Below are 19546 nucleotides of genomic sequence, written 5' to 3'. Positions count from 1 at the left end.
TGGCGTTGAACGTCTATAACCCCGGTCTTCCCTACCGTGTCCTGCTATCACGGAATCTGCGTTGAAAGACCGGGGCTGTAAACTTGCAATTAGCAGTTAGTCACGTCCCCAGCGCTCTAGGGCCATTTCAGCTAACAGCTTCCCACGAGTCTCGATCTGTTGTGCGCCCCACTTGTCCTGTTGGTTAATCCACCTTGTTAGTTCAAAATGAGTATTTGCCAACAAAGTTTTCTTTACGTGGAACGCCGAATTTGCCAATTCTGAGTTGTAACTAGTTAGGGTTAGATTGCCAATAGTATCTAACCAGCGCTCGTGAACTGATTCATGGTCCGTGCCAAGTTCTGCACGCCATTCGTTGGTTAAAGTTTGTGGCATCACGTGTTCTATAGTGGCAGATGCAGTATCTACTAGCTCTTTGTGTTTGTGTGCTTCTTCCAATGCTACAAGAACGTATCTAGCGATGCGTGGGCGTTCATAAATCCGCTGGTTAATCATGGCATCTGCGAACTCTTCGTTCGTTGGCCAGCGACGATTCCCTTGCCAATCAAGCAGAGTTCTTCTCAACCAAGCGTGCGGGGCACTTGGCGGCAGTTCTTGACAAAGTTCTAATAAAAGCTTATTCAAGCTGTTTGTAGGGACGGCGCATATTGATCGACGAACAAAAAACGACTCCAGTAAATCTAAGCACTCCACCAGATCAGTATCGCAAATGAACTGTTGTTCCCAGTTGCGGTAAAGTCGTAGCAAAAGGGGATATGCCGCTTTTTGATCTAGGCTTTGAATGCCGTCAAGTCGCCTGCTTATTTTTGTGTTGTTTTCTTCACTAGGGTTAAGGAACTTTCGATAAGCTACCGAAGATTGTTTCATTTCTAACAGTTTTGAACGAACTTCGTCTGATGAGTTTAGTCCTAGAAATTCTTTCTTGGATGATATGTAGATTTCCCCTTTACGGACATTTTCACCGTTGCGCATCAAGAAGTGACGAAGGAAATCTGCCATCGACTCGTCAAGATTAGACTCCATCGGTTGCCAATAATCATTGTAAACAGCTTCTTGTTCTCCGCCGATATCGGTTGAGTGCTTGAATTGCATCAACACATAGTTGCGAACAAGGTCGGCTTGGCTTAGTGGCTTGCCTTTATGGTTTAGGCTTTCGAAGATTAAGTATGGGTCATCGCTTTCGCTTAGGTTGATCATTACAACTTGTAAGGTTTGTTGTATGGTTTGCAGTATTCTTACTGGTGATATCTCGTTGCCTTCGTCATCTTTGCCGCGTAGTTTCTTCAAGAAAAACCGGTAAGCTTGAATTATCTTGGATTCTTCATGGTTGGTCTTGTCTTTTTGGTTGACCAAGGCGTTGTATGCCGCCCGGTCAGCTTGAGTGGGGACTAGCTTCAAATCGTCAGGGTCTTTGTAATGTCGATTTGTTAGTAAGTCACCTACAATGCCTTCAGTTGAAAAATCACCGGAATTCGCGGCTTGCTCCCGTATAGCGGCCAGCAAAATGGAAATTGTAGTAAGTCGCTGCTGGCCGTCAATGACAAGATGTTTTGCTACTCCTACAGGGACGGACTTTACTGGGACAGTGACTACCGCACCCATGAAGTGGGCGTATGGTTCTTTATCGTCATATTGGGCCATGACGTCATCCCATAGTGCCCCCCAGTTACCCTGATCCCAAGAATATGGGCGCTGGAATAAGGGGATTACACCCTGTTTTGATCCATCAAAGTATTGAATGATGTGTACCGGTCCAGCGTCCATTTTGACCCCTTTTTAGTAAGTTGTAATCGCCTGTCGTTGGCAGTATTATTCGTGTACCGTTTCAGTTGGTATATAACTTGCTACAATGGTGCGTAGTAGCAAGTCATACTGGTTTATATCACTCCTTCACTTTGAAGGAAAGCGCATGAGAGGAACCAAAAATAGCGGGCTCGTTGATTGTGAAACCGAGTCTGTTCTTTGGATGGCCCTCAGGGGCTCTATACGTCGATGTAAGCGGTGTTTGTTGACGTGGCAATACCCTGGGTGCACCCGTGCGTCAAAATGCACTGTAGAGCGTTATTGGTCGATCTGGGCGTGGGTGGATACTTCGTCTGACGCAGGTCAGGTTTTCCACTCTCTCGCCAAAGTGTAAGGTCGGACTCTACAGCTTTGCACTTGCTGACGTATTGAGCCTCAAGTACCTTGGTTCGCGTTTTGGCCAAATATGATAACCACTTAAAAAAACGATCACGGTTGCATTCACTATTCAATGACAATCCGTAAGGATGGTCTTCTTCATTGATGATGCTGTAATCGGCCAAATAGTTATTTCTTTTGAGTTTGGCAAAAAAAGCGTTCAAACTTAGCGGGGTGTTATACTTCCCTTCGATAACTATGGCTGCATGATAATGGACGCCATTGTCGTCAGGGTCGTCTTCCTTCACCGTAACTCTGATTGGGTTGTAGCCGTACTTTTTATAGTTCTTGTTTAATCTCGAAGAAAAAGATCGAAGGTCCATCTTGGGTGTGAGTCTTACCCTGATATGTACCCCGATGGGGCGGTTGAATTTCTGTGATGTTCTATATGTCATCACGTAAATTGATTCCAAAACGTTTGTAGTCGTTTTTCGGTTAGTACTGCAGTTTATTGCTTTTCCCATGAAATCATGCTGGATGTATTCTCTGTCCACTGATTGATACCATTATTCTAGCTTAATGCTGTTCTTTTGATGTAAATATCCCCTTAAGCGCTTTTCATGACTTTGGCATGGCTGCAAATTAACTCTGTCGATCATGGTCGACTAGACTGTTACCTAAGAGAAGTAACAGTCCCACGGCTGAATTGGTACGAAGCCCACGCCCCGTCGGGCATAGGCCGTAGTGGGTTTGTCAGCAAGTGTACATGGCTGTCGAGCAAGCATTGAAGTGAGATGGTGGATTGCAAATGGTTACGCTGATGCGGGTAACGTTGCTCAGTCATCGTATCCCACAGTTTGCCGATTTTAAACATTCTAAAAAATTTATTTCGCAGTTCTGTGATGGCCTAGGAGATTGATACAATTGCGATTGCTGCAAATAGCCAGATGGGTATGGCTGACCATATAAAACTGCTGATACGCGATATTAGGCGTTATTAACACGACCTTATTAAGGTGAGGTGAGACACCATTTCGTGGTGCTATCGGTCGACTTGTGTGGGTAAATGTGAGTATTAGGGCTACCATTCTCCAGTGGCTCGCGCAGCACCTCCAATACTTTGCGGTCGAACTCCGGCAGCTCATCCAGAAACAGCACGCCGTGATGGGCCAGGGTGATTTCTCCCGGTTGCGGCTTTGACCCGCCTCCCACCAGCGCCGGGCCCGACGCCGAATGATGCGGCTGGCGAAACGGTCGGTGGGGCCAATGACTGAGTGGCGCCACGCTGACGACCGATTGAATCGCCGCCACTTCCAGGGCTTCCTGCTCACTCAGCGGTGGCAACAAACCCGGTAGGCGACTGGCGAGCAATGTCTTGCCGGTGCCGGGCGGGCCGCTTAACAGCAGGTTATGCGCCCCCGCCGCCGCGATCAGCAGTGCGCGCTTGGCGGCGAGCTGGCCCTGTACTTCGCTCAGGTCCGGGTAAGGTTTGTTCAGATACAGCAATCCGTCGGATTTGTAGGGCTCGATGGGCTGATGCCCATTCAGGTGCGCTACCACCTGCAGCAAATGATCCACGGCGAGCACTTTCAACCCCGACGCCAGGCAGGCTTCTTCCGCATTCGCCCGCGGCACGATTACGGTGCGCCCCGCCTTGCGCGCCGCCAATGCTGCCGGCAACACGCCTTTCACTGCCCGCACTTCGCCGGACAGGGCCAATTCTCCCAGGCATTCCACCTCATCGAGCATCGACGCCGGCACCTGCACGCTGGCCGCGAGGATTCCCAAGGCAATCGCCAGGTCAAAACGCCCGCCGTCCTTGGGCAGGTCGGCAGGTGCCAGGTTCAGGGTGATGCGGCGGGCCGGGTATTGCAGGGCAGAATTGAGAATGGCGCTGCGCACCCGGTCCTTGCTTTCCTTGACCGCCGTTTCCGGCAAACCCACCAGTGTCAGGGACGGCAGACCATTGGCCATGTGCACCTCGACGGTGACGGCGGGAGCTTCGACGCCAATTTGGGCACGGCTGTGGACGATGGCGAGGGACATACTCGTTCCTTGAAGAATTGAGGCCGCTTCCTGCGGTTTCTTAAAGGTAGTCGAGGGAACGCATGGGCAACGAATCAGACTTTTACAGGACGTATCAACGTGCAAAGGCGTTGGGATACTTATCCAGATAGGCGCCGTTGAGTTGGGTGTCTGGGGCACGCATGAAGGTGCGGAAATCGGGGATCAGGAACACCAGCAGTGACAACCCCAGCACCATCGCCCCCAGCGACGTGATGGTCAGGGTGACACCGAGGTTGGCGATCAGGCCATTCATGGCGAAACTGCCCAGCGGGCTGGCTGCCGCGGACAGAAAGGACACGGTGGCGAAGATCCGGTTGCGGTGCTGCTTGGGGGTCGCCAGTAATCTCACGGCAGAGGTCGGAATGTTGATCAGCATCAGGCCCACCCCGCCACAGAAAAACGCCAGGGGCACGACGACTATCGATGAGAGCGCGCCAGCCAGCCACATATTGCCCCCCAACAGTGCAAAGCCTGCCGCGACACACAGGTCGCGGGGCACCCGTTGGGTCAACCAGCCGGTGATCGTGTAGCTGCCCGCCAGGATGCCCAGGCCGAAGCACGCATCCAGCAGGCCGAGGTAGGTGATCGGGTAGTGGATAACTGTCTTCACGTACAGCGGCAGCAGGATGGTAAAAAATGGAAACAGGGCAAAGTTGACGAGCATCGCCACAAGAGCCAGGTAGAACTCGACCTTCACCCCATAGACCGCCTTGAAACCCGAGTAAATCATGCGCCAGCCGCTGGAGGTCGGTTCAGGTTCATCTGGGGCGCTGGCGCCGAGGTGGAGTGGAATGGATGCGATCAACACTGCCGCGCCAAGCATCGCAATGAAGTCGACGGCAAACGCCAGCGGGGTACCGAAGCTGAAAATCAACGCGCTGGCCATGGCTGGCCCGAGCAGGTTGGAAATGGACGACAGCATGCTTTTGGTGCGCACGGCCAGTGAGACCTGATCGTCACGCGCAAACAATGGAATGATCGACGACTGCAGCGGCTCGCGCACACCGGCGACGGCACTGCTGACGAGCATCAGGGCGCCGACGCTCCAGGGGTTGAACAGCTGCGTCGCAGATAGAAGAAACATCAACAGCGCGGTCAACACGCTGGTCAGGGAAACCAGCCTGAGGATCAGGATCTTGTTGTACTTGTCGCCCAGCCATCCCAGCAGAGGGCGGGCCAGCACCTGCGCCGCGATGGAGCAGGCGATCATGTTGGCGAAGACGACGGCGGAACCGGTTTCCTGCAAGGCCCACCACGCCACGGCGAGTTGGTTGCAGCGGCCACCGAGCACCACCAGCAAAAAGCTGAATTGTATTTTCAGCAGGCGCCGGTCGAGGGCCGGCAAGCCCCACAGGGACCGGTTGATGCCGGTTATTCGCCCGCTGGCGTCAATCGCGCTTCCAGTTCCGCGACTTTTGCCTCCAGGCTCTCCAGCCGCGCACGCGTGCGGGCAAGTACCACCATCTGGCTATCAAATTCTTCGCGGCTCACCAAGTCGAGCTTGCTGAAACCACTTTGCAGCAAGGCCTTGAATTGGCTTTCGATTTCATTGCGGGGCAATGGGGTGTCACCGCTGAACAGGCGAGAGGCGTGGCCGCTCAGGGCGTCGAGGAGGTCTTTGGGCGCGAGCATGGGAAATATTCCGGAAAACTGTTGGCCGGCAGTGTATCACGCAGCGTCTATAGTCTTTTTCACGACGGCGGGCGCACGCTTTTCGCGCAGAGGGTCGGGCGGCTACGCACTGTTTTTGTGCGCATTGCCGTCGCCCAAAAGCCTCGCAGGTGGGGATAAGTGGGCAAAGGACTGATTTCAGTGATTTTTACGGAGCTGGCAAGGTTTCTGCTTAGACGAACATGACCCATGCACTGATGCAGTCGCTGTGACGAATGCAGTGCGCCGACGGATCAGGGGTACAGGTTTCGTCACCAGTGGTTCGCTGGCGTCGCAAAGGCAAATGCCGAGGCGACGACGCGTTACAAAGCCAGGCACTGCGCTTAGACTTGAGACGGGTTTGTTTTCCTGGGGCAAGTCCACCAATTCGGGAGAGAGTTTTCATGAAGCTAGTCACTGCCATCATCAAGCCGTTCAAGTTGGACGATGTACGCGAGTCGTTGTCCGAGATCGGCGTGCAGGGCATTACCGTTACTGAGGTCAAAGGCTTCGGTCGGCAGAAGGGTCATACCGAGCTGTATCGCGGCGCGGAATACGTGGTCGATTTCCTGCCGAAGGTGAAGATTGATGTCGCCATTGACGACAAGGATCTTGACCGGGTTATCGAGGCGATAACCAAGGCCGCCAACACCGGCAAGATCGGTGACGGCAAGATCTTCGTGGTCAATCTGGAACAGGCTATTCGCATCCGTACCGGCGAAACCGATACCGACGCAATCTAAGCCGCCAAACCCCAACGCCCCAGGAGAAAACAATATGACTCTGCGTAAATTCGCAGGGCTCGGAGCCCTGTTGTCCATCGTAATGCCAAGCCTGGCCATGGCGGCAGACGAAGTGGCTGCTCCAGTCCTCAATTCCGGCGACACCGCCTGGATGTTGACCGCCACCGCTTTGGTGCTGTTCATGACCATCCCTGGCCTGGCGCTGTTCTACGGCGGCATGGTCCGCTCCAAGAATATTCTGTCGGTGATGATGCAGTGTTTCGCGATCACCGGCCTCATCAGCATCCTCTGGGTCGTATACGGCTACAGCATCGCGTTCGATACCACCGGTATGGAACAGGGTGTGGTCAACTTCAACTCCTTCTTCGGCGGCATGGGCAAGGCGTTCCTGGCGGGCGTGACCCCGGCCAGCATCACCGGCCCTGCAGCGCTGTTCCCGGAAGCGGTGTTCATCACCTTCCAGATGACCTTCGCGATCATCACCCCGGCGCTGATCGTCGGTGCCTTCGCTGAGCGTATGAAGTTCTCCGCGATGCTGATCTTCATGGCTATCTGGTTCACCCTGGTCTATGCGCCGATCGCGCACATGGTCTGGAGCGGCAACGGTGGCCTGATGTGGGACTGGGGCGTGCTGGACTTCGCCGGCGGCACCGTGGTGCATATCAACGCGGGTGTGGCTGGCCTGGTGGCGTGCATCGTGCTCGGCAAGCGTAAAGGCTTCCCGACTACTCCAATGGCGCCGCACAACCTGGGTTACACCCTGATCGGCGCAGCCATGCTGTGGATCGGCTGGTTCGGCTTCAACGCTGGTTCCGCGGCTGCGGCCAACGGCACTGCCGGCATGGCGATGCTGGTTACCCAGATCGCTACCGCTGCTGCAGCGCTGGGCTGGATGTTCGCCGAGTGGATCACCCACGGTAAGCCAAGCGCACTCGGCATCGCCTCGGGTGTGGTGGCGGGCCTGGTAGCCATCACCCCAGCCGCTGGCACCGTGGGCCCGATGGGCGCCCTGGTGATCGGCCTGGTTGCCGGTGTGATCTGCTTCTTCTGCGCCACCAGCCTCAAGCGCAAGCTGGGCTACGACGACTCCCTGGACGCGTTCGGCGTGCACGGTATCGGCGGTATCGTCGGTGCGATTCTCACCGGTGTGTTCGCAGCCCCTGCGCTGGGCGGCTTCGGCACCGTGACTGACGTTGCCGCGCAGGTTTGGATCCAGTGCAAAGGCGTTGGCTTCACTGTGATCTACACGGCGATCGTGACCTACGTCATCCTCAAGGTGCTGGACATGGTCATGGGCCTGCGGGTGACCGAAGAAGAGGAGGCCGTCGGCCTCGACCTGGCGCAACACAACGAGCGCGGCTACAACTTGTAAGTACGCATAAAAAAGATGCCCGGCTTGCCGGGCATTTTTTTGCCTGGCGTTTGTCAGTCATAACACGCTGTGTCGGTTTTTTCGTCGAGTTTGTGATGAGGTTCACCCGGCACTTTTCCGCGTGCCAATGTCTTACAGGCATGTAGGCGTATTCGGCACTTTGTTTTTTCCCAGAGCGCGCTAGAATGCGCGCCGATGGGCGGAGAACTGTATGTGGCAACAGACCTTGATTACCCTGCGGGCCAAGCCCCGGGGCTTTCACCTGGTGACCGATGAGTTGCTGGCCGGCTTGCCTGAGTTGAAGGCCTGTCGCGTGGGCTTGTTGCATCTGTGGTTGCAACACACTTCGGCCTCGTTGACCGTGAACGAGAATGCCGACCCGGCGGTTCTCCGTGACTTCGAACGTTATTTCAACGCGCTGGTGCCGCAAGGCCTTGCCGGGTTTGAACACAACGACGAAGGTCCGGATGACCTGCCGGCGCACTTCAAGGCCAGTCTCCTGGGCTGCCAGCTGAGTTTGCCGGTGAAGGCCGGCCGCTTGGCGATGGGGACCTGGCAAGGTGTTTATCTGGGCGAGCACCGTGATCATGGCGGTGCTCGTAAAGTCCTCGCCACCTTGCAGGGTGATGGGGCATAAGCCACTGGTTATCCCGTGGATGTTGATTTTTTTCCGGCAGCCGTCGACAGAAGGTGAAGCTGGGCTATAACTAATCTGCTTTTCGCAAGTCATGAGGTAGAACATGAGCGACGATGATCTGGAAAACGACGACCTGGAAGTAGGTGACGACGACGACACCGAAGAAGGTCTGGAAGCGGCGGCGGAAGACGTGGCTGACGACGACGGTGGCGATGACGCACCTGCCCCGGCTGCCAAGGGCAAAGCCAAGGCTGCTGTGTCGGTAGATGAATTGCCGAGCGTTGAAGCCAAGAACAAAGAGCGTGATGCCCTTGCCCGTGCGATGGAAGAATTCCTCGCTAAAGGCGGCAAAGTGCAGGAAGTCGAGGCCAACGTGGTGGCAGATCCACCGAAGAAGCCTGATAACAAGTACGGCAGCCGACCTATCTGAGGTCAGTCACCAGCTTGTAGGGAAAAGCCCGCCGTCGCTGCGGGCTTTTTCATGGGCGTTATTTCCAGCCAGCCAGCAAAGGCGCTAATTCGGCCAAGCTGCGAACCTCTGCATCCGGGCGCTTATCGGCTTCCCAAACCTTACCCGTCGGGTTGAACCACACCGCCCGAAGCCCCGCCTGCTGCGCCCCGGCAATATCATCCCCTGGATGATCGCCAATATGCACCGCTGCGCTGGCATCCACGCCACCGCGTTGCAACGCTTCTTGAAACAGTCGCGCATCCGGCTTGGCGATGCCGATGTCTTCAGCGCGCAGGGCAAAGTGAAAGTAGTCCGCCAGGCCCACGCGCTGCACGTCGGCATTGCCGTTGGTGATCACCCCCAGCAAGAAGTGTTGGCGCAAGGCTTTGAGCATGGGCTCCGCTTCGGGGAAGGGGGCGAGTTGGTGGCGCGCGTGTATGAACGCCTCGAAGCATACATCCGCCATTTCCGTGGCCTCAGGCTGTGGATAACCAGCCTCTTCAAACGCATGCATCAACACCCTGTGACGCAAAAGGCTGATCCGGTGTTTCAGCTCGGGATGGCGCTCCAGCACCTGTTGGCGAAGACTGGCGAAGTGCTCCAGCGGCAAATCGCCGACCTTCGCAGCGTTGACCGTCAGCCATTCGCGCATCGACGCTTCGGCGCTGATGATGACGGGTACGTTGTCCCAGAGCGTGTCGTCCAGGTCGAAAGTGATCAGCTTGATACTCATGAGTCGCCGCCCTTGATGCGTTTGGCCCGTGGATGGGCGCTGTCGTACACCGTTGCCAGGTGTTGGAAATCCAGATGGGTGTAGATCTGCGTGGTCTTGATGTCGGAGTGGCCGAGCAGCTCTTGAACCGCGCGCAGGTCCTGGGACGATTCCAGCATATGGCTGGCAAAGGAGTGTCGCAGCATGTGTGGGTGCAGGTTCTGACCCAGCTCGCGCTCACCGGCGGCCTTGACCCGCACTTGAATCGCCCGTGGCCCCAGGCGCCGGCCTTGCTGGCTGACAAACACCGCGTCATCCGCGGGATTGGTCAGCAGGCGCAGCGGTAGCCACAGTTGCAAGGCTTCCCGGGCTTTGCGGCCCACCGGTAGCACGCGGGTCTTGCTGCCCTTGCCGAGTACTTGCACCAGGCCGTCCGCCAGGTCCAATTGGTCGAGATTCAGGCCAGTCAGCTCCGACAGACGCAGGCCAGATGAATAGAACAGCTCCAGGATGGCCTGGTCGCGATGGGCCAGGAAGTCATCCTCGACGGCGCCATCCAGCAATTGCAGGGCGCGGTCGGTGTCCAGGGTTTTGGGCAGACGTCGTTCGCCCTTGGGCGGCGACAGGCCGTTGGCCGGGTCGTGATCGCACAGGCCTTCGCGGTTCAAATAGTGATAGAGCCCGCGTACCGCCGAGAGCAGGCGCGACAGGCTGCGCGAGGATTGACCCGCCTGGTGCAGGCGCGCGATCAGGCTGCGCAGGCTCTGGATATCCAGAGCCTTCCAGCTGCTGATCTGTTGTTTCTCACAGTAGGCCAAGACCTTGTTCAAGTCCCGCCGGTAGGCTTCCAGCGTATGGGGCGACACCTGGCGCTCGTTGCGCAGGTGAGCGCAGTAAGCGTCCAGTTGCCGTTCCATGGTTAGCGCACCGCGCGCAGGGCGGTGGTGAAGCGCGGCAGGACGCGGCCCAGTACTTCGGCAATGTAGGTCAGGAACAGCGTGCCCACTGAGCTCTTATAGTGCTGGGGATCGCGGCTGGCGATGGCCAGTACACCGTGCAGGCCTTGATGGCTGAGAGCGACCACCGCAGTGGAACCGATCTGCTTGCGCTGCTCGGCACCAAACAGGAAGTCCAGCTCATGCTCGCGCAAGGTGCCGCTGATGGTCTTGCCTTCGGACAACAGGCCGCCGATGGCTGTTTGTGCGTCGCTGCCGCTGACCCAGCGACCCACCGGCATCGGGTTGTCGCTGAATAGGATCAAGCTGACAAAGGGCACCTGGAAGTCCTGGCGAAGGCTGTCTTCGACGGCGATCACCGTTTCTTCCAGGCTGGTCGCATCCATCAGGGTCAGGATCAGGCGACGGGTTTTTTCGAACAGGCGGTCGTTGTCGCGTGCGACGTCCATCAAGTGCGAGAGCTTGTGGCGCATTTCGATATTGCGCTCGCGCAGGATCTTCATCTGCCGCTCCACCAGCGACACAGTATCGCCGCGTTGGTGGGGGATGCGCAGCGCCGGCAGCAGTTCTTCGTGCTCGACGAAGAAGTCCGGATTAGCCTCAAGGTACGCCGCGACGGCAGCGGCCTCCAGACTGTCGCTCGGGGTAGCGTGTGCGGGTACTTGAGGCTTATCGGTCATTAGATTGGCTCACTCATAGACGGACCTGTCCTTCGTATACGCGCGAGGCCGGCCCGGTCATCATCACCGGGTGGCCAGGGCCTGCCCACTCAATGGACAAGCGTCCACCGGGCAGGTCGATCAGCAGCGGCGAATCCATCCACCCCTGGCTGATCGCGGCCACGGCAGCGGCGCAAGCACCGGTGCCGCAGGCCTGGGTTTCGCCGGCGCCGCGTTCCCACACACGCAATTGCGCGCGGGTACGGTCGATCACCTGCAGGAAGCCCACGTTGACCCGTGCCGGAAAGCGCGGGTGGTGTTCGATCTTCGGCCCCAATTCATGCACGGGCGCGTTGTTGATGTCGTTGACCCGCAGCACGGCATGGGGGTTGCCCATGGACACGGCGGCGATCTCGACGGTCTTGCCGTCAACATCCAGTGCATAGCTGGCAGCTTGCTCGGGGGCCTGGAACGGAATGTCCGCCGGCACCAGGCGTGGCGCACCCATGTTGACGCTGATCTGGCCGTCACTGCGGATATCCAGTTCGATCACGCCGCTCTTGGTCTCGACACGGATCTGCCGCTTGGCGGTCAGGCGCTTGTCCAGCACAAAGCGCGCGAAGCAGCGCGCACCGTTACCGCACTGTTCCACTTCGGAACCGTCGGCGTTGAAGATCCGGTAACGGAAATCCACCTCCGGGTTGCTGGGAGCCTCGACGATCAGTAACTGGTCGAAACCAATGCCGGTGTGACGGTCGCCCCACTGTTTGGCGTGCTTGGGCAGGATGTGCGCGTGCTGGCTGACCAGGTCGAGGACCATGAAATCATTGCCCAGCCCGTGCATCTTGGTAAAACGCAGCAGCATGGCTTACTCCGGCAGCAGGCTTTCGCCAGCATACAACTCGGCTACCGTCTCGCGGCGACGCACTTCAAACGCTTGATCACCGTCCACCAGCACCTCGGCGGTACGCCCGCGGGTGTTGTAGTTGGAACTCATGACAAACCCGTAGGCACCGGCCGAATGAATGGCCAGCAGATCGCCTTCCTCCAGCGCGAGCTGACGATCCTTGGCCAGGAAGTCACCGGTCTCGCAGATCGGGCCGACGATGTCATAGGCGCGGGCTTTGCTTGCGCGAGGCGTCACGGCGGTGACATTCATCCAGGCCTGGTACAGCGCCGGGCGGATCAGGTCGTTCATCGCCGCATCGACGATGGCGAAATCCTTGTGCTCGGTGTGCTTGAGGTACTCGACCTGGGTCAGCAGCACGCCAGCGTTGGCGACGATGTAGCGGCCAGGCTCGAACATCAGCGTCAGGTCGCGGCCTTCGATACGCTCGCGCACAGCCTTGATGTAGTCGGCAATCAGCGGCGGCTCTTCATCGCGATAACGCACGCCCACGCCGCCACCGAGGTCGATGTGGTGCAGGTAGATGCCGCATTCGCCGAGACGGTCGATCAGCGCCAGCAGGTGATCGAGCGCATCCAGGAATGGCGGCAGCGTGGTCAGTTGCGAGCCGATATGGCAGTCGACGCCCAGTACTTCCAGGTTCGGCAGTTGGGCGGCGCGGATGTACACATCCTCGGCGTCGGCAATAGCGATGCCGAACTTGTTCTCTTTGAGACCGGTGGAGATGTATGGGTGGGTCCCGGCATCGACGTCCGGATTGACGCGCAGGGAGATCGGCGCACGCACGCCCATCTCGGCGGCCACGACCTGCAGGCGCTCCAGCTCGTCGGTGGATTCGATATTGAAGCAGTGCACGCCGACTTCCAGGGCGCGACGCATGTCTTCGCGGGTCTTGCCGACGCCGGAGAACACGATCTTTTCAGCCTTGCCGCCAGCGGCCAGCACACGTTCCAGCTCGCCACGGGAGACGATGTCGAAACCAGCGCCCAATCGCGCCAGGACATTCAGTACGCCGAGGTTGGAGTTGGCCTTGACCGCGTAGCACACCAGGTGCGACACGCCGTCGAGGGCGTCGGTGAACGAGCGGTACTGGGCTTCGATATGCGCACGCGAATACACATAGGTCGGGGTGCCAAAGCGCTGGGCTATCGCGGACAACGCCACGCCTTCCGCGAACAGCTCGCCGTCCCGGTAGTTAAAAGCGTCCATGGAGTACCCTTATTCGTAGGTGTCGTGCTTATGCGCTTTGGATGGTTTTTGCGACGATTGCGCCTGTTCATTCGGGTCTTTGCTGTCATCGGGCAGGTACAGCGGGCCTTTTTGACCACAGGCACTAACGAGGCAAGCGACCGCGACGAGCGCAGCAAGGGAAGAGATCAGGCGCTTCATGGCGAAATCCTTGAATATGCATTAATTGCGCCCGAGTATACCGACCACCCGCCAGCTTGCCTATGCGCTGGAATACCCGTCCGGCGGGGGTTTGCCGAGAGAGTCAGGAAGCGGACTACGCTGCTTGAGGATTTTTCACACCGTCAATCGTGTTGAAATCGGTATCCTTTGCAATCGGCGGGGCTCGCCCGTATCGTGCGGCGCTTGAGCAAAACCAGACACTTTTGAGGTTGCCACAATGAGTTTGACCGAAGCCCGTTTTCACGACCTGGTGGATTCGACCCAGCAGGCGTTGGAGGATATTTTCGACGACAGCGGCCTGGACGTGGACCTGGAAAACTCGGCCGGCGTGCTGACCGTCAAGTTCGAGAATGGCACTCAACTGATCTTCAGTCGCCAGGAGCCTTTGCGTCAGCTGTGGCTGGCTGCACGTTCCGGTGGTTTTCACTTCGATTACAACGAAGAAGACAACAATTGGCAGTGCGACACCAGCGATGAGCTGCTCAGTGAAATGCTCGCGCGGCTGGTTCTGGAACAAGCCGGCGCCGAGCTGGATTTTGACGAGATCTGACCGTGACCCAGCCTGCACCTGTCCGCCCGCCGAAACCGTTGTTCAGTAATGTCAGCCCGGCGGTGCCGTCACCTTGTATCAGTTTGTGTCGTCTGGACGAGCAGAAAGTCTGCCTCGGGTGCTTCCGGCACGTGGAAGATATCCGCGAATGGCGCTCTGCCGACGACGCGCGGCGCCGACTGATCTGCGCGGAAGCCGAGCAGCGCAGGGCGCGCGCCTGAGGCCGTCTTGTTTATTTGTGACGCTGTGGTAGTGTCCGGGTACGCCTCAACTCATCGAGGCCCGTGAGAACCCCGCCTTTTCCTGGCGGGGTTTTGCTTTTTTGTGCAGAAAAAAGGAGTCTGCCTGAATCATGACCACCGCACCGTCCATCATCCTCACCCGTCTTGACGTGCAGCGTCTGGAGCAACTGATCGACCGCCTGGGCGACGAATCTCCCGGCGTCGAAGCGTTGCAAGCCGAACTCGACCGCGCCGAAGACGTGGTTGGTCACGATGAAGTGCCTGCGGGTGTCGTGACCATGAACTCCAGTGTGCATTGCCGAGAGCAAGGCAGCGGCAAGGACTACCACCTGACCCTGGTCTACCCGAAAGACGCGAACGCCGACGAAGGCAAGATTTCGATCCTGGCACCCGTGGGCAGCGCGTTGCTCGGCCTGCAAGTTGGCCAGCACATCGACTGGCCGGCACCGGGTGGCAAGACCCTCAAGCTGGAATTGCTCAGTGTTGAAGGGCAGCCTAAAGACGGCGGCGCCTTCCCTCTCTAAATCTGGCTCAGTGCCTCGTTGAGCGACAGCTCAAGTTCGGCCTTGTAACGCAGGTACAGGTTGCTTGGGCTTTGCACATCGCCGAGCAGGCCGGACAGATCCAGGTCCGTTATGTAGCAGCGGTAACGCTCGGTCTCCCGGCGTTGCCCGACGATTTCCTGGGCGACCACTGCAAACAGCTGGTCGCCAAATTCCAGTTCGGAAAACTCCCGCTGATTGCAGTACAGCGTGATACCTACCTGGCCCTGCGCTGCCTTGCCGATAATTGCCTGCACGTCATAAAACGGTTTGTTCGTCGGGTTCAACGGCGCTGGCCGAGGTTCGATGCTGCGTGCGCGACCACTGACCGACGGCAATAGCTGGTAATACAAGACCTGTACCGCGCCCAGCGGCTCTTGCGGATCCAGCGGGGACAATGCGTCCCGGCGATAAATGATCGACTGCAAGAAACGCTGCAACGGCGCCAACAGACTCTGTTCATCGTGAAACGGCAAGCGCTGCTGCCAAAGCGCGTTGAATTCATCCAGCACATACAGCTCGGCAAAACCCTCGTTGACGCGGTAGAACACCTGCACGCAATCGGCCATGCCCATCGGCAGCAACACTGCCAGATCGTGGTCTTCCAAGGCCATGGCGTCCAGGTGCAAAGGGCTGTAGCTGGCCAGTTCTTCGCTGAGGTAGGCGACCAGCGCATCCTGGGTCGCCAGTGATACATGGTTGGCTTGGCCCGGCATCAGCTCCATGACGTGATAGTGCTGCTGCACCTGGAGCACATAGCGGTGATTACCCTGGCTGAGCAGCAGGTTCTGCGCGGTGTCGAAGATCTCTTCCACGCGCTGGGCAATGAATTGCGCGCGGTTGTGACAGAAGCAGCGCACTCGCATGCGTGGCAGATGGTCGGGAGGCAACTGGTTGAGGTAGTCGCGCAGGCAGTCGAGCAACGCGTGGGGGCCGTCGTAGCGGCTGACCATCACCTCGTTCCAGCTGTTGAGCGTGACCTGGTCCAGGGTCAGCACCAGGTTGTCGCGCACACCGGCGTAACTCAGGGAGTCGGTGCGCTCGGTGGTCATCAGGATATTCAGGTCGCGATGGTGCTTGAGCGGGTCGACGCCGACGTTGATCAGCAACAACACTTCTTCGGGCACTGCCGAGCGCAGCAGGCGTTGTTCATCCACGCTGGTCAAGGGCAGGTCGATGGTCTGTTGCAGGCTGCCCAGCAGGTTGAACAGCTCGAATTCAGTCATGTCACTGGTGCCAGGGTGCAAGGCCAGGCGCGTGCTGCTGTCGATCACGCCGTTGCGATGGCACCAGGTGAGCATCTCCAGCAGGTCGCGACTGCGCTTGATCGGCGCGAAGTGCTCCCATTCCAGGGCCGTCAGGTTACCGTTGTACAGGCCCCAATGATGCTGGCCCGGCTCCTTGCGGTTGGGCGATTGCACCAGGGTCAGGGTGTCTTCGGCCAGGTCCGGGGCGATGCCGGGGTTGATGAACTCGACTTTGCCGGCCTTGCGCTCGAACGCGGCGTACAAGCGCCGCCCCAGTACGTTGAGGTCGCGCTTGTTGATCAGGCTAACGGTCTGTTCGGTGCGGGCGAACTGGGTCAGGAAGCGATAACTGTAATTGAGCTCGCTGACCAGCGCCCGCCGCTCGGAAGCGACCTGGCGTACCTTCCATTGGCTGCGACTGTCCAGCAGCGCCAATTGGCGCTGGTCCCAGCCCCATTCGTGGGCCAGGCGCTCCAGCAGCAGCCGTTGCCAGCTGGTGGTGCGCTGGCTGGCGCTGAGCTTGCGGTTGACCTTCAGGTACAGCGCGCGCCGCACCAGCTCCAGGCGCTCGGGTTCGTTGCGGGCCTTGAGGTATTCCTCGATGCGGCGGTACACCACGATGTACGGGTCCAGCTCATCCAGGTCCATTTGGTTGGCGAACACTGCACGCTTGAAGCGCAGGCTCAAGCAATGCACGTTCGGGTGTTCGCTGGCGTAGACCTCGGTCAGCAGCAGCTTGAGCACGGATTTGTAAGGCGACTCGATGCCCTTGAACAGCTGCCACAGCCCGGCGCCGATGAATTCGCCTGGGGGGATGCGCGCCAGGTGGCCGAGGTCGAGGGTTTCATCGGCGCGGATGAAACGTTTGGAAATCAGCGTGTGGGTGAACTCGGCATACCGGGTCTCTTCATACACCGGTACCAGCCACCAGATCGGCGTGCGCCCGGCCAGCCAGATGGCGGTGCGGTAGAACTCATCCAGCAACAGGTAATGCTGGGTGGTGCCGCAGTCGTCGGAGCTCAGCTGCGTGTCGCGCTCACCGAGGACAAAGCGCGTCGGCTCGATCAGAAAGAAGTGTGCCTCGGCGCCCATGGTCAGGGCCCAGGCTTCCAGCAACTGGCATTTCTTGCGCAGTTCGGCCAGTTCAGTCTCGCTCAGGTCCGCGGCGTGACACACCCACACGTCCATGTCGCTCTGGTCGGCCTGGGCCAGGGTACCCAGGCTGCCCATCAGGAACAGGCCGAGGATCGGTCGCGGCGGGTTGCCATGGCGTGGCTTGTAGGAGAACGAGCGGGTCAGGCGCTGGGCTTCGGTGAGGGCTTGGGCGTCCGGTTCGTAATTCGACAGGCCTGCCGGCGTACTGCCCGACACATAGCCAGGCAGCAGCGGATGGTTAACGTGGAAAAACAGCGGCAACAGGTTCAGCACGCTTTGCTGGCGCGGCGTCAGCCCCTCGATGGCCCGGGCCATGCGGCCTTCATTGAGGGCCATGAACCGCGCGCGCAGCTGGGCCAGCACCTTGCGGTCGATGCCTTCGTCCAGGTCGGGGCGGATTTCATGGGTGCGGGTCATGTCGAACTCGGTGGCTCGCAGGGCCCGACGTGGGCGGCCGTGTAGGAGTTTACAGCCAGTAGCGTAGGAGGTTTAGAGGGAAATGGATTTTGACGTCAGAATTTTCGCACTTGCACAGCAACGCCCTCGGAATCCGCACATAGCGGACTCCATGGGCGGTATCCGGTATCAGGCGGCTTCTTTGGTCGTGGCAGTGGTCAAGATCGTCAGCAGGGTCTGGGCCTGCTCTGCGGCGTCCCGGCCAAGGCTGGTCAGGTAGCCTCCGTCCGGCTGGTCGATCAGCCCTTTCGCGTGGAGGCGCTTGGCAGCGGCGATGGCGGTAGGCGCGGCGGTCTGGTGGACTTTCAGACCTTCTTTGGTGCTGTCCAATGGGAAGAGTACAAGGATTTCCAGTTCGGCAACCAACTCAGGGGTATACGACATAAGGACTCCAGACTTTCTAAGAATTTATTAGAGGCTAGCAGGCCATAAGGTGAACGCACTTTGCCGAACTGTCCAGTGTGTTGCCGCGTGTTGGATTTATTGCTTTTCGGGCGGCAACTCCGGCAGGGCGCGCAGTGCAGTTTCATACCATTCGGTATTGAAGGCGCGGTCTTCTTCCAGCAGCGCATCGATCTCGACAGCCAGCACGTGGGCCATCAGCTGGAGGATCTCTTCACGCTCGTAACCGACCAGGGTCAGCTTGTTGAAGGTGGCCTTGGCAGCCGGTGGGTTTTCGCTTTCGATCTGGTTCTCGATCGCTTCGATCAAGGTGGTTTCGGCGAATTCTTCTTCGTCGTTGTCGATATCGGTCGGCTCGCTCATGGCAGGCTCCTCAAGGAAAGGGCGTCAGTCTACCCCCATTCAGGCAGGTGATGCTGCTGGTCAGGGCGGGCGCCGGGATCTATAACAGTTGCAGCCAACCCCTTTCCCGGCCTGGAGGCACAGACATGCTCAAGCTCTACGGATTCTCGGTCAGTAACTACTACAACATGGTCAAGCTGGCGCTGTTGGAGAAAGGGCTGCCTTTCGAAGAGGTGCCTTTTTACGCCGGCCAAACCCCTCAAGCCCTGGCCGTGAGCCCGCGAGGCAAGGTGCCGGTGCTGGGCGTCAAGCAGGGTTTTATCAACGAAACCAGCGTGATCCTCGAGTACATCGAGCATACCCAGGAAGGGCCCGCACTGCTGCCGGCCGAGCCGTTCCAGCGTGCTCAGGTATTGGCGTTGTGCCGGGAAATCGAGCTGTACATCGAACTGCCTGCTCGCGCCTGTTTCGCCGAGGCATTTTTTTGCATGCCGGTGCCGGATGCGATCAAAGAGAAGTCCAAGGCCGAGTTGCTGTTGGGTTTCGGGTCGTTGGGCAGGCACGGCAAGTTCGCACCCTATGTGGCGGGTGAGAGTTTCACCATTGCCGATCTGTATTTCATGTACAGCGTGAACCTCGCCTGCGCGGTGGGCGAGAAGCTGTTTGGCCTGGATCTACTGGCTGAAATGCCGGCGGCCAAGGCGTTGCTGGAAAGGTTGCACGCCATGCCCAACGCTCAGAAAGTGGCGGCGGACAGGGAGGCAGCGATGCCGGCCTTTATGGCGATGCTAGCGGCAAAAAAATAATCACGACGAGCGCCGCTCAAAATGTGGGAGCGGGCTTGCTCGCGAAGGCGGTGGATCAGTCAACACATTGATGACTAGTCCACCGCTTTCGCGAGCAAGCCCGCTCCCGCAGGGTTGAC

20 protein-coding genes and 1 pseudogene are annotated in these 19546 nt (G+C 58.3%); 8 read left to right on the top strand and 13 right to left on the bottom strand.

Annotated elements, in window-relative coordinates; translation table 11 throughout:
• Positions 1-96 precede the first annotated feature (96 nt).
• From PF1751_RS27080 to PF1751_RS27060, 4 genes and pseudogenes are all read right to left on the bottom strand, one after another.
• The gene (locus tag PF1751_RS27080) at positions 97-1764 is read right to left on the bottom strand and encodes a DUF262 domain-containing protein (protein ID WP_044288057.1); all 1668 of its coding nucleotides are present in this window, start codon (positions 1762-1764) and stop codon (positions 97-99) included.
• A 1440-nt stretch (positions 1765-3204) separates the two neighbouring features.
• Positions 3205-4167 (bottom strand): annotated as a pseudogene (locus PF1751_RS27070) (YifB family Mg chelatase-like AAA ATPase); the annotation flags it as partial.
• A 94-nt stretch (positions 4168-4261) separates the two neighbouring features.
• Complete coding sequence (locus PF1751_RS27065; RefSeq protein ID WP_021492607.1) at positions 4262-5533, bottom strand: MFS transporter; 1272 nt, start codon at positions 5531-5533, stop codon at positions 4262-4264.
• A gap of 26 nt (positions 5534-5559) precedes the next feature.
• Positions 5560-5820, bottom strand: a complete 261-nt coding sequence (locus PF1751_RS27060) for an accessory factor UbiK family protein (protein WP_010207460.1) — start codon at positions 5818-5820, stop codon at positions 5560-5562.
• A 422-nt stretch (positions 5821-6242) separates the two neighbouring features.
• Here PF1751_RS27060 and glnK point away from each other — a divergent pair, with 422 nt between their 5' ends.
• The 4 genes from glnK to sutA all read left to right on the top strand — a co-directional run bounded on the left by glnK (position 6243) and on the right by sutA (position 9020).
• A complete protein-coding gene (glnK, locus tag PF1751_RS27055) occupies positions 6243-6581 on the top strand; it encodes a P-II family nitrogen regulator (protein ID WP_002555808.1) in 339 nt (112 codons plus the stop codon).
• 34 nt (positions 6582-6615) lie between these two features.
• Entirely contained in the window at positions 6616-7953 is a 1338-nt protein-coding gene (locus PF1751_RS27050; RefSeq protein WP_010207459.1) for an ammonium transporter, read from the top strand.
• Positions 7954-8164: 211 nt separating this feature from the next.
• A complete protein-coding gene (locus PF1751_RS27045; RefSeq protein ID WP_010207458.1) occupies positions 8165-8590 on the top strand; it encodes a secondary thiamine-phosphate synthase enzyme YjbQ in 426 nt (141 codons plus the stop codon).
• A 103-nt stretch (positions 8591-8693) separates the two neighbouring features.
• Positions 8694-9020 carry a transcriptional regulator SutA gene (sutA, locus tag PF1751_RS27040; RefSeq protein ID WP_010207457.1) on the top strand — a complete coding sequence of 109 codons (327 nt, stop codon included), beginning with the start codon at positions 8694-8696 and terminating at the stop codon, positions 9018-9020.
• A 58-nt stretch (positions 9021-9078) separates the two neighbouring features.
• Here the strand turns inward: sutA and PF1751_RS27035 are convergent, their stop codons facing one another.
• From PF1751_RS27035 to lptM, 6 genes are read right to left on the bottom strand one after another with little or no spacing between them, the layout of a single operon-like run.
• Complete coding sequence (locus tag PF1751_RS27035) at positions 9079-9774, bottom strand: HAD family hydrolase (RefSeq protein ID WP_010207455.1); 696 nt, start codon at positions 9772-9774, stop codon at positions 9079-9081.
• Complete coding sequence (gene xerC / locus PF1751_RS27030) at positions 9771-10670, bottom strand: tyrosine recombinase XerC (RefSeq protein WP_010207453.1); 900 nt, start codon at positions 10668-10670, stop codon at positions 9771-9773. The genes PF1751_RS27035 and xerC overlap by 4 nt, the downstream gene beginning before the upstream one ends.
• 2 nt (positions 10671-10672) lie before the next feature.
• Positions 10673-11389, bottom strand: a complete 717-nt coding sequence (locus PF1751_RS27025) for a DUF484 family protein (RefSeq protein WP_010207452.1) — start codon at positions 11387-11389, stop codon at positions 10673-10675.
• Positions 11390-11402: 13 nt separating this feature from the next.
• A complete protein-coding gene (gene dapF, locus PF1751_RS27020; RefSeq protein WP_010207451.1) occupies positions 11403-12233 on the bottom strand; it encodes a diaminopimelate epimerase in 831 nt (276 codons plus the stop codon).
• Positions 12234-12236: 3 nt separating this feature from the next.
• Positions 12237-13484, bottom strand: a complete 1248-nt coding sequence (gene lysA / locus PF1751_RS27015; RefSeq protein ID WP_044288055.1) for a diaminopimelate decarboxylase — start codon at positions 13482-13484, stop codon at positions 12237-12239.
• Between the two features lie 9 nt (positions 13485-13493).
• The gene (gene lptM / locus PF1751_RS28720; RefSeq protein ID WP_010207449.1) at positions 13494-13664 is read right to left on the bottom strand and encodes an LPS translocon maturation chaperone LptM; all 171 of its coding nucleotides are present in this window, start codon (positions 13662-13664) and stop codon (positions 13494-13496) included.
• Positions 13665-13902: 238 nt separating this feature from the next.
• On the opposite strand from lptM, the gene cyaY reads away from it, so the two are divergent.
• The 3 genes from cyaY to rnk all read left to right on the top strand — a co-directional run bounded on the left by cyaY (position 13903) and on the right by rnk (position 15001).
• Entirely contained in the window at positions 13903-14235 is a 333-nt protein-coding gene (cyaY, locus tag PF1751_RS27005) for an iron donor protein CyaY (protein ID WP_010207448.1), read from the top strand.
• Positions 14236-14237: 2 nt separating this feature from the next.
• Complete coding sequence (locus PF1751_RS28710) at positions 14238-14456, top strand: DUF1289 domain-containing protein (RefSeq protein WP_010207446.1); 219 nt, start codon at positions 14238-14240, stop codon at positions 14454-14456.
• Between the two features lie 131 nt (positions 14457-14587).
• Entirely contained in the window at positions 14588-15001 is a 414-nt protein-coding gene (gene rnk, locus PF1751_RS27000; RefSeq protein ID WP_010207444.1) for a nucleoside diphosphate kinase regulator, read from the top strand.
• On the opposite strand, the gene PF1751_RS26995 is transcribed toward rnk, so the two are convergent.
• The 3 genes from PF1751_RS26995 to PF1751_RS26985 all read right to left on the bottom strand — a co-directional run bounded on the left by PF1751_RS26995 (position 14998) and on the right by PF1751_RS26985 (position 18642).
• Entirely contained in the window at positions 14998-17838 is a 2841-nt protein-coding gene (locus PF1751_RS26995; RefSeq protein ID WP_044288054.1) for a class I adenylate cyclase, read from the bottom strand. The two genes, rnk and PF1751_RS26995, sit on opposite strands and share 4 nt — an antisense overlap.
• Positions 17839-18006: 168 nt before the next feature.
• Positions 18007-18261, bottom strand: a complete 255-nt coding sequence (locus PF1751_RS26990) for a TIGR02647 family protein (RefSeq protein WP_010207442.1) — start codon at positions 18259-18261, stop codon at positions 18007-18009.
• Between the two features lie 96 nt (positions 18262-18357).
• Positions 18358-18642 (bottom strand): hypothetical protein, encoded by a 285-nt coding sequence (locus tag PF1751_RS26985; RefSeq protein ID WP_010207441.1) that lies wholly within the window; start codon positions 18640-18642, stop codon positions 18358-18360.
• 125 nt (positions 18643-18767) lie between these two features.
• Between PF1751_RS26985 and PF1751_RS26980 the strand changes: the two genes are divergently transcribed.
• On the top strand, positions 18768-19427 hold the full coding sequence (locus PF1751_RS26980; protein WP_021492609.1) for a glutathione S-transferase family protein: 660 nt from the start codon (positions 18768-18770) through the stop codon (positions 19425-19427).
• Positions 19428-19546 lie beyond the last annotated feature (119 nt).

Source organism: Pseudomonas simiae (assembly GCF_000934565.1).
GTDB classification, from domain to species: Bacteria; Pseudomonadota; Gammaproteobacteria; order Pseudomonadales; family Pseudomonadaceae; genus Aquipseudomonas; species Aquipseudomonas simiae.
This window is presented reverse-complemented; position numbering and strand designations above follow the sequence as displayed.

Bases quoted from the DNA above. Each gene is read 5' to 3' on its own strand.
- PF1751_RS27080 (WP_044288057.1), bottom strand. From the start codon at position 1,764: ATGGACGCTGGACCGGTACACATCATTCAATACTTTGATGGATCAAAA.
- PF1751_RS27060 (WP_010207460.1), bottom strand. From the start codon at position 5,820: ATGCTCGCGCCCAAAGACCTCCTCGACGCCCTGAGCGGCCACGCCTCT.
- glnK (WP_002555808.1), top strand. From the start codon at position 6,243: ATGAAGCTAGTCACTGCCATCATCAAGCCGTTCAAGTTGGACGATGTA.
- PF1751_RS27050 (WP_010207459.1), top strand. From the start codon at position 6,616: ATGACTCTGCGTAAATTCGCAGGGCTCGGAGCCCTGTTGTCCATCGTA.
- PF1751_RS27045 (WP_010207458.1), top strand. From the start codon at position 8,165: ATGTGGCAACAGACCTTGATTACCCTGCGGGCCAAGCCCCGGGGCTTT.
- sutA (WP_010207457.1), top strand. From the start codon at position 8,694: ATGAGCGACGATGATCTGGAAAACGACGACCTGGAAGTAGGTGACGAC.
- PF1751_RS27035 (WP_010207455.1), bottom strand. From the start codon at position 9,774: ATGAGTATCAAGCTGATCACTTTCGACCTGGACGACACGCTCTGGGAC.
- xerC (WP_010207453.1), bottom strand. From the start codon at position 10,670: ATGGAACGGCAACTGGACGCTTACTGCGCTCACCTGCGCAACGAGCGC.
- PF1751_RS27025 (WP_010207452.1), bottom strand. From the start codon at position 11,389: ATGACCGATAAGCCTCAAGTACCCGCACACGCTACCCCGAGCGACAGT.
- dapF (WP_010207451.1), bottom strand. From the start codon at position 12,233: ATGCTGCTGCGTTTTACCAAGATGCACGGGCTGGGCAATGATTTCATG.
- lysA (WP_044288055.1), bottom strand. From the start codon at position 13,484: ATGGACGCTTTTAACTACCGGGACGGCGAGCTGTTCGCGGAAGGCGTG.
- lptM (WP_010207449.1), bottom strand. From the start codon at position 13,664: ATGAAGCGCCTGATCTCTTCCCTTGCTGCGCTCGTCGCGGTCGCTTGC.
- cyaY (WP_010207448.1), top strand. From the start codon at position 13,903: ATGAGTTTGACCGAAGCCCGTTTTCACGACCTGGTGGATTCGACCCAG.
- rnk (WP_010207444.1), top strand. From the start codon at position 14,588: ATGACCACCGCACCGTCCATCATCCTCACCCGTCTTGACGTGCAGCGT.
- PF1751_RS26995 (WP_044288054.1), bottom strand. From the start codon at position 17,838: ATGACCCGCACCCATGAAATCCGCCCCGACCTGGACGAAGGCATCGAC.
- PF1751_RS26990 (WP_010207442.1), bottom strand. From the start codon at position 18,261: ATGTCGTATACCCCTGAGTTGGTTGCCGAACTGGAAATCCTTGTACTC.
- PF1751_RS26985 (WP_010207441.1), bottom strand. From the start codon at position 18,642: ATGAGCGAGCCGACCGATATCGACAACGACGAAGAAGAATTCGCCGAA.
- PF1751_RS26980 (WP_021492609.1), top strand. From the start codon at position 18,768: ATGCTCAAGCTCTACGGATTCTCGGTCAGTAACTACTACAACATGGTC.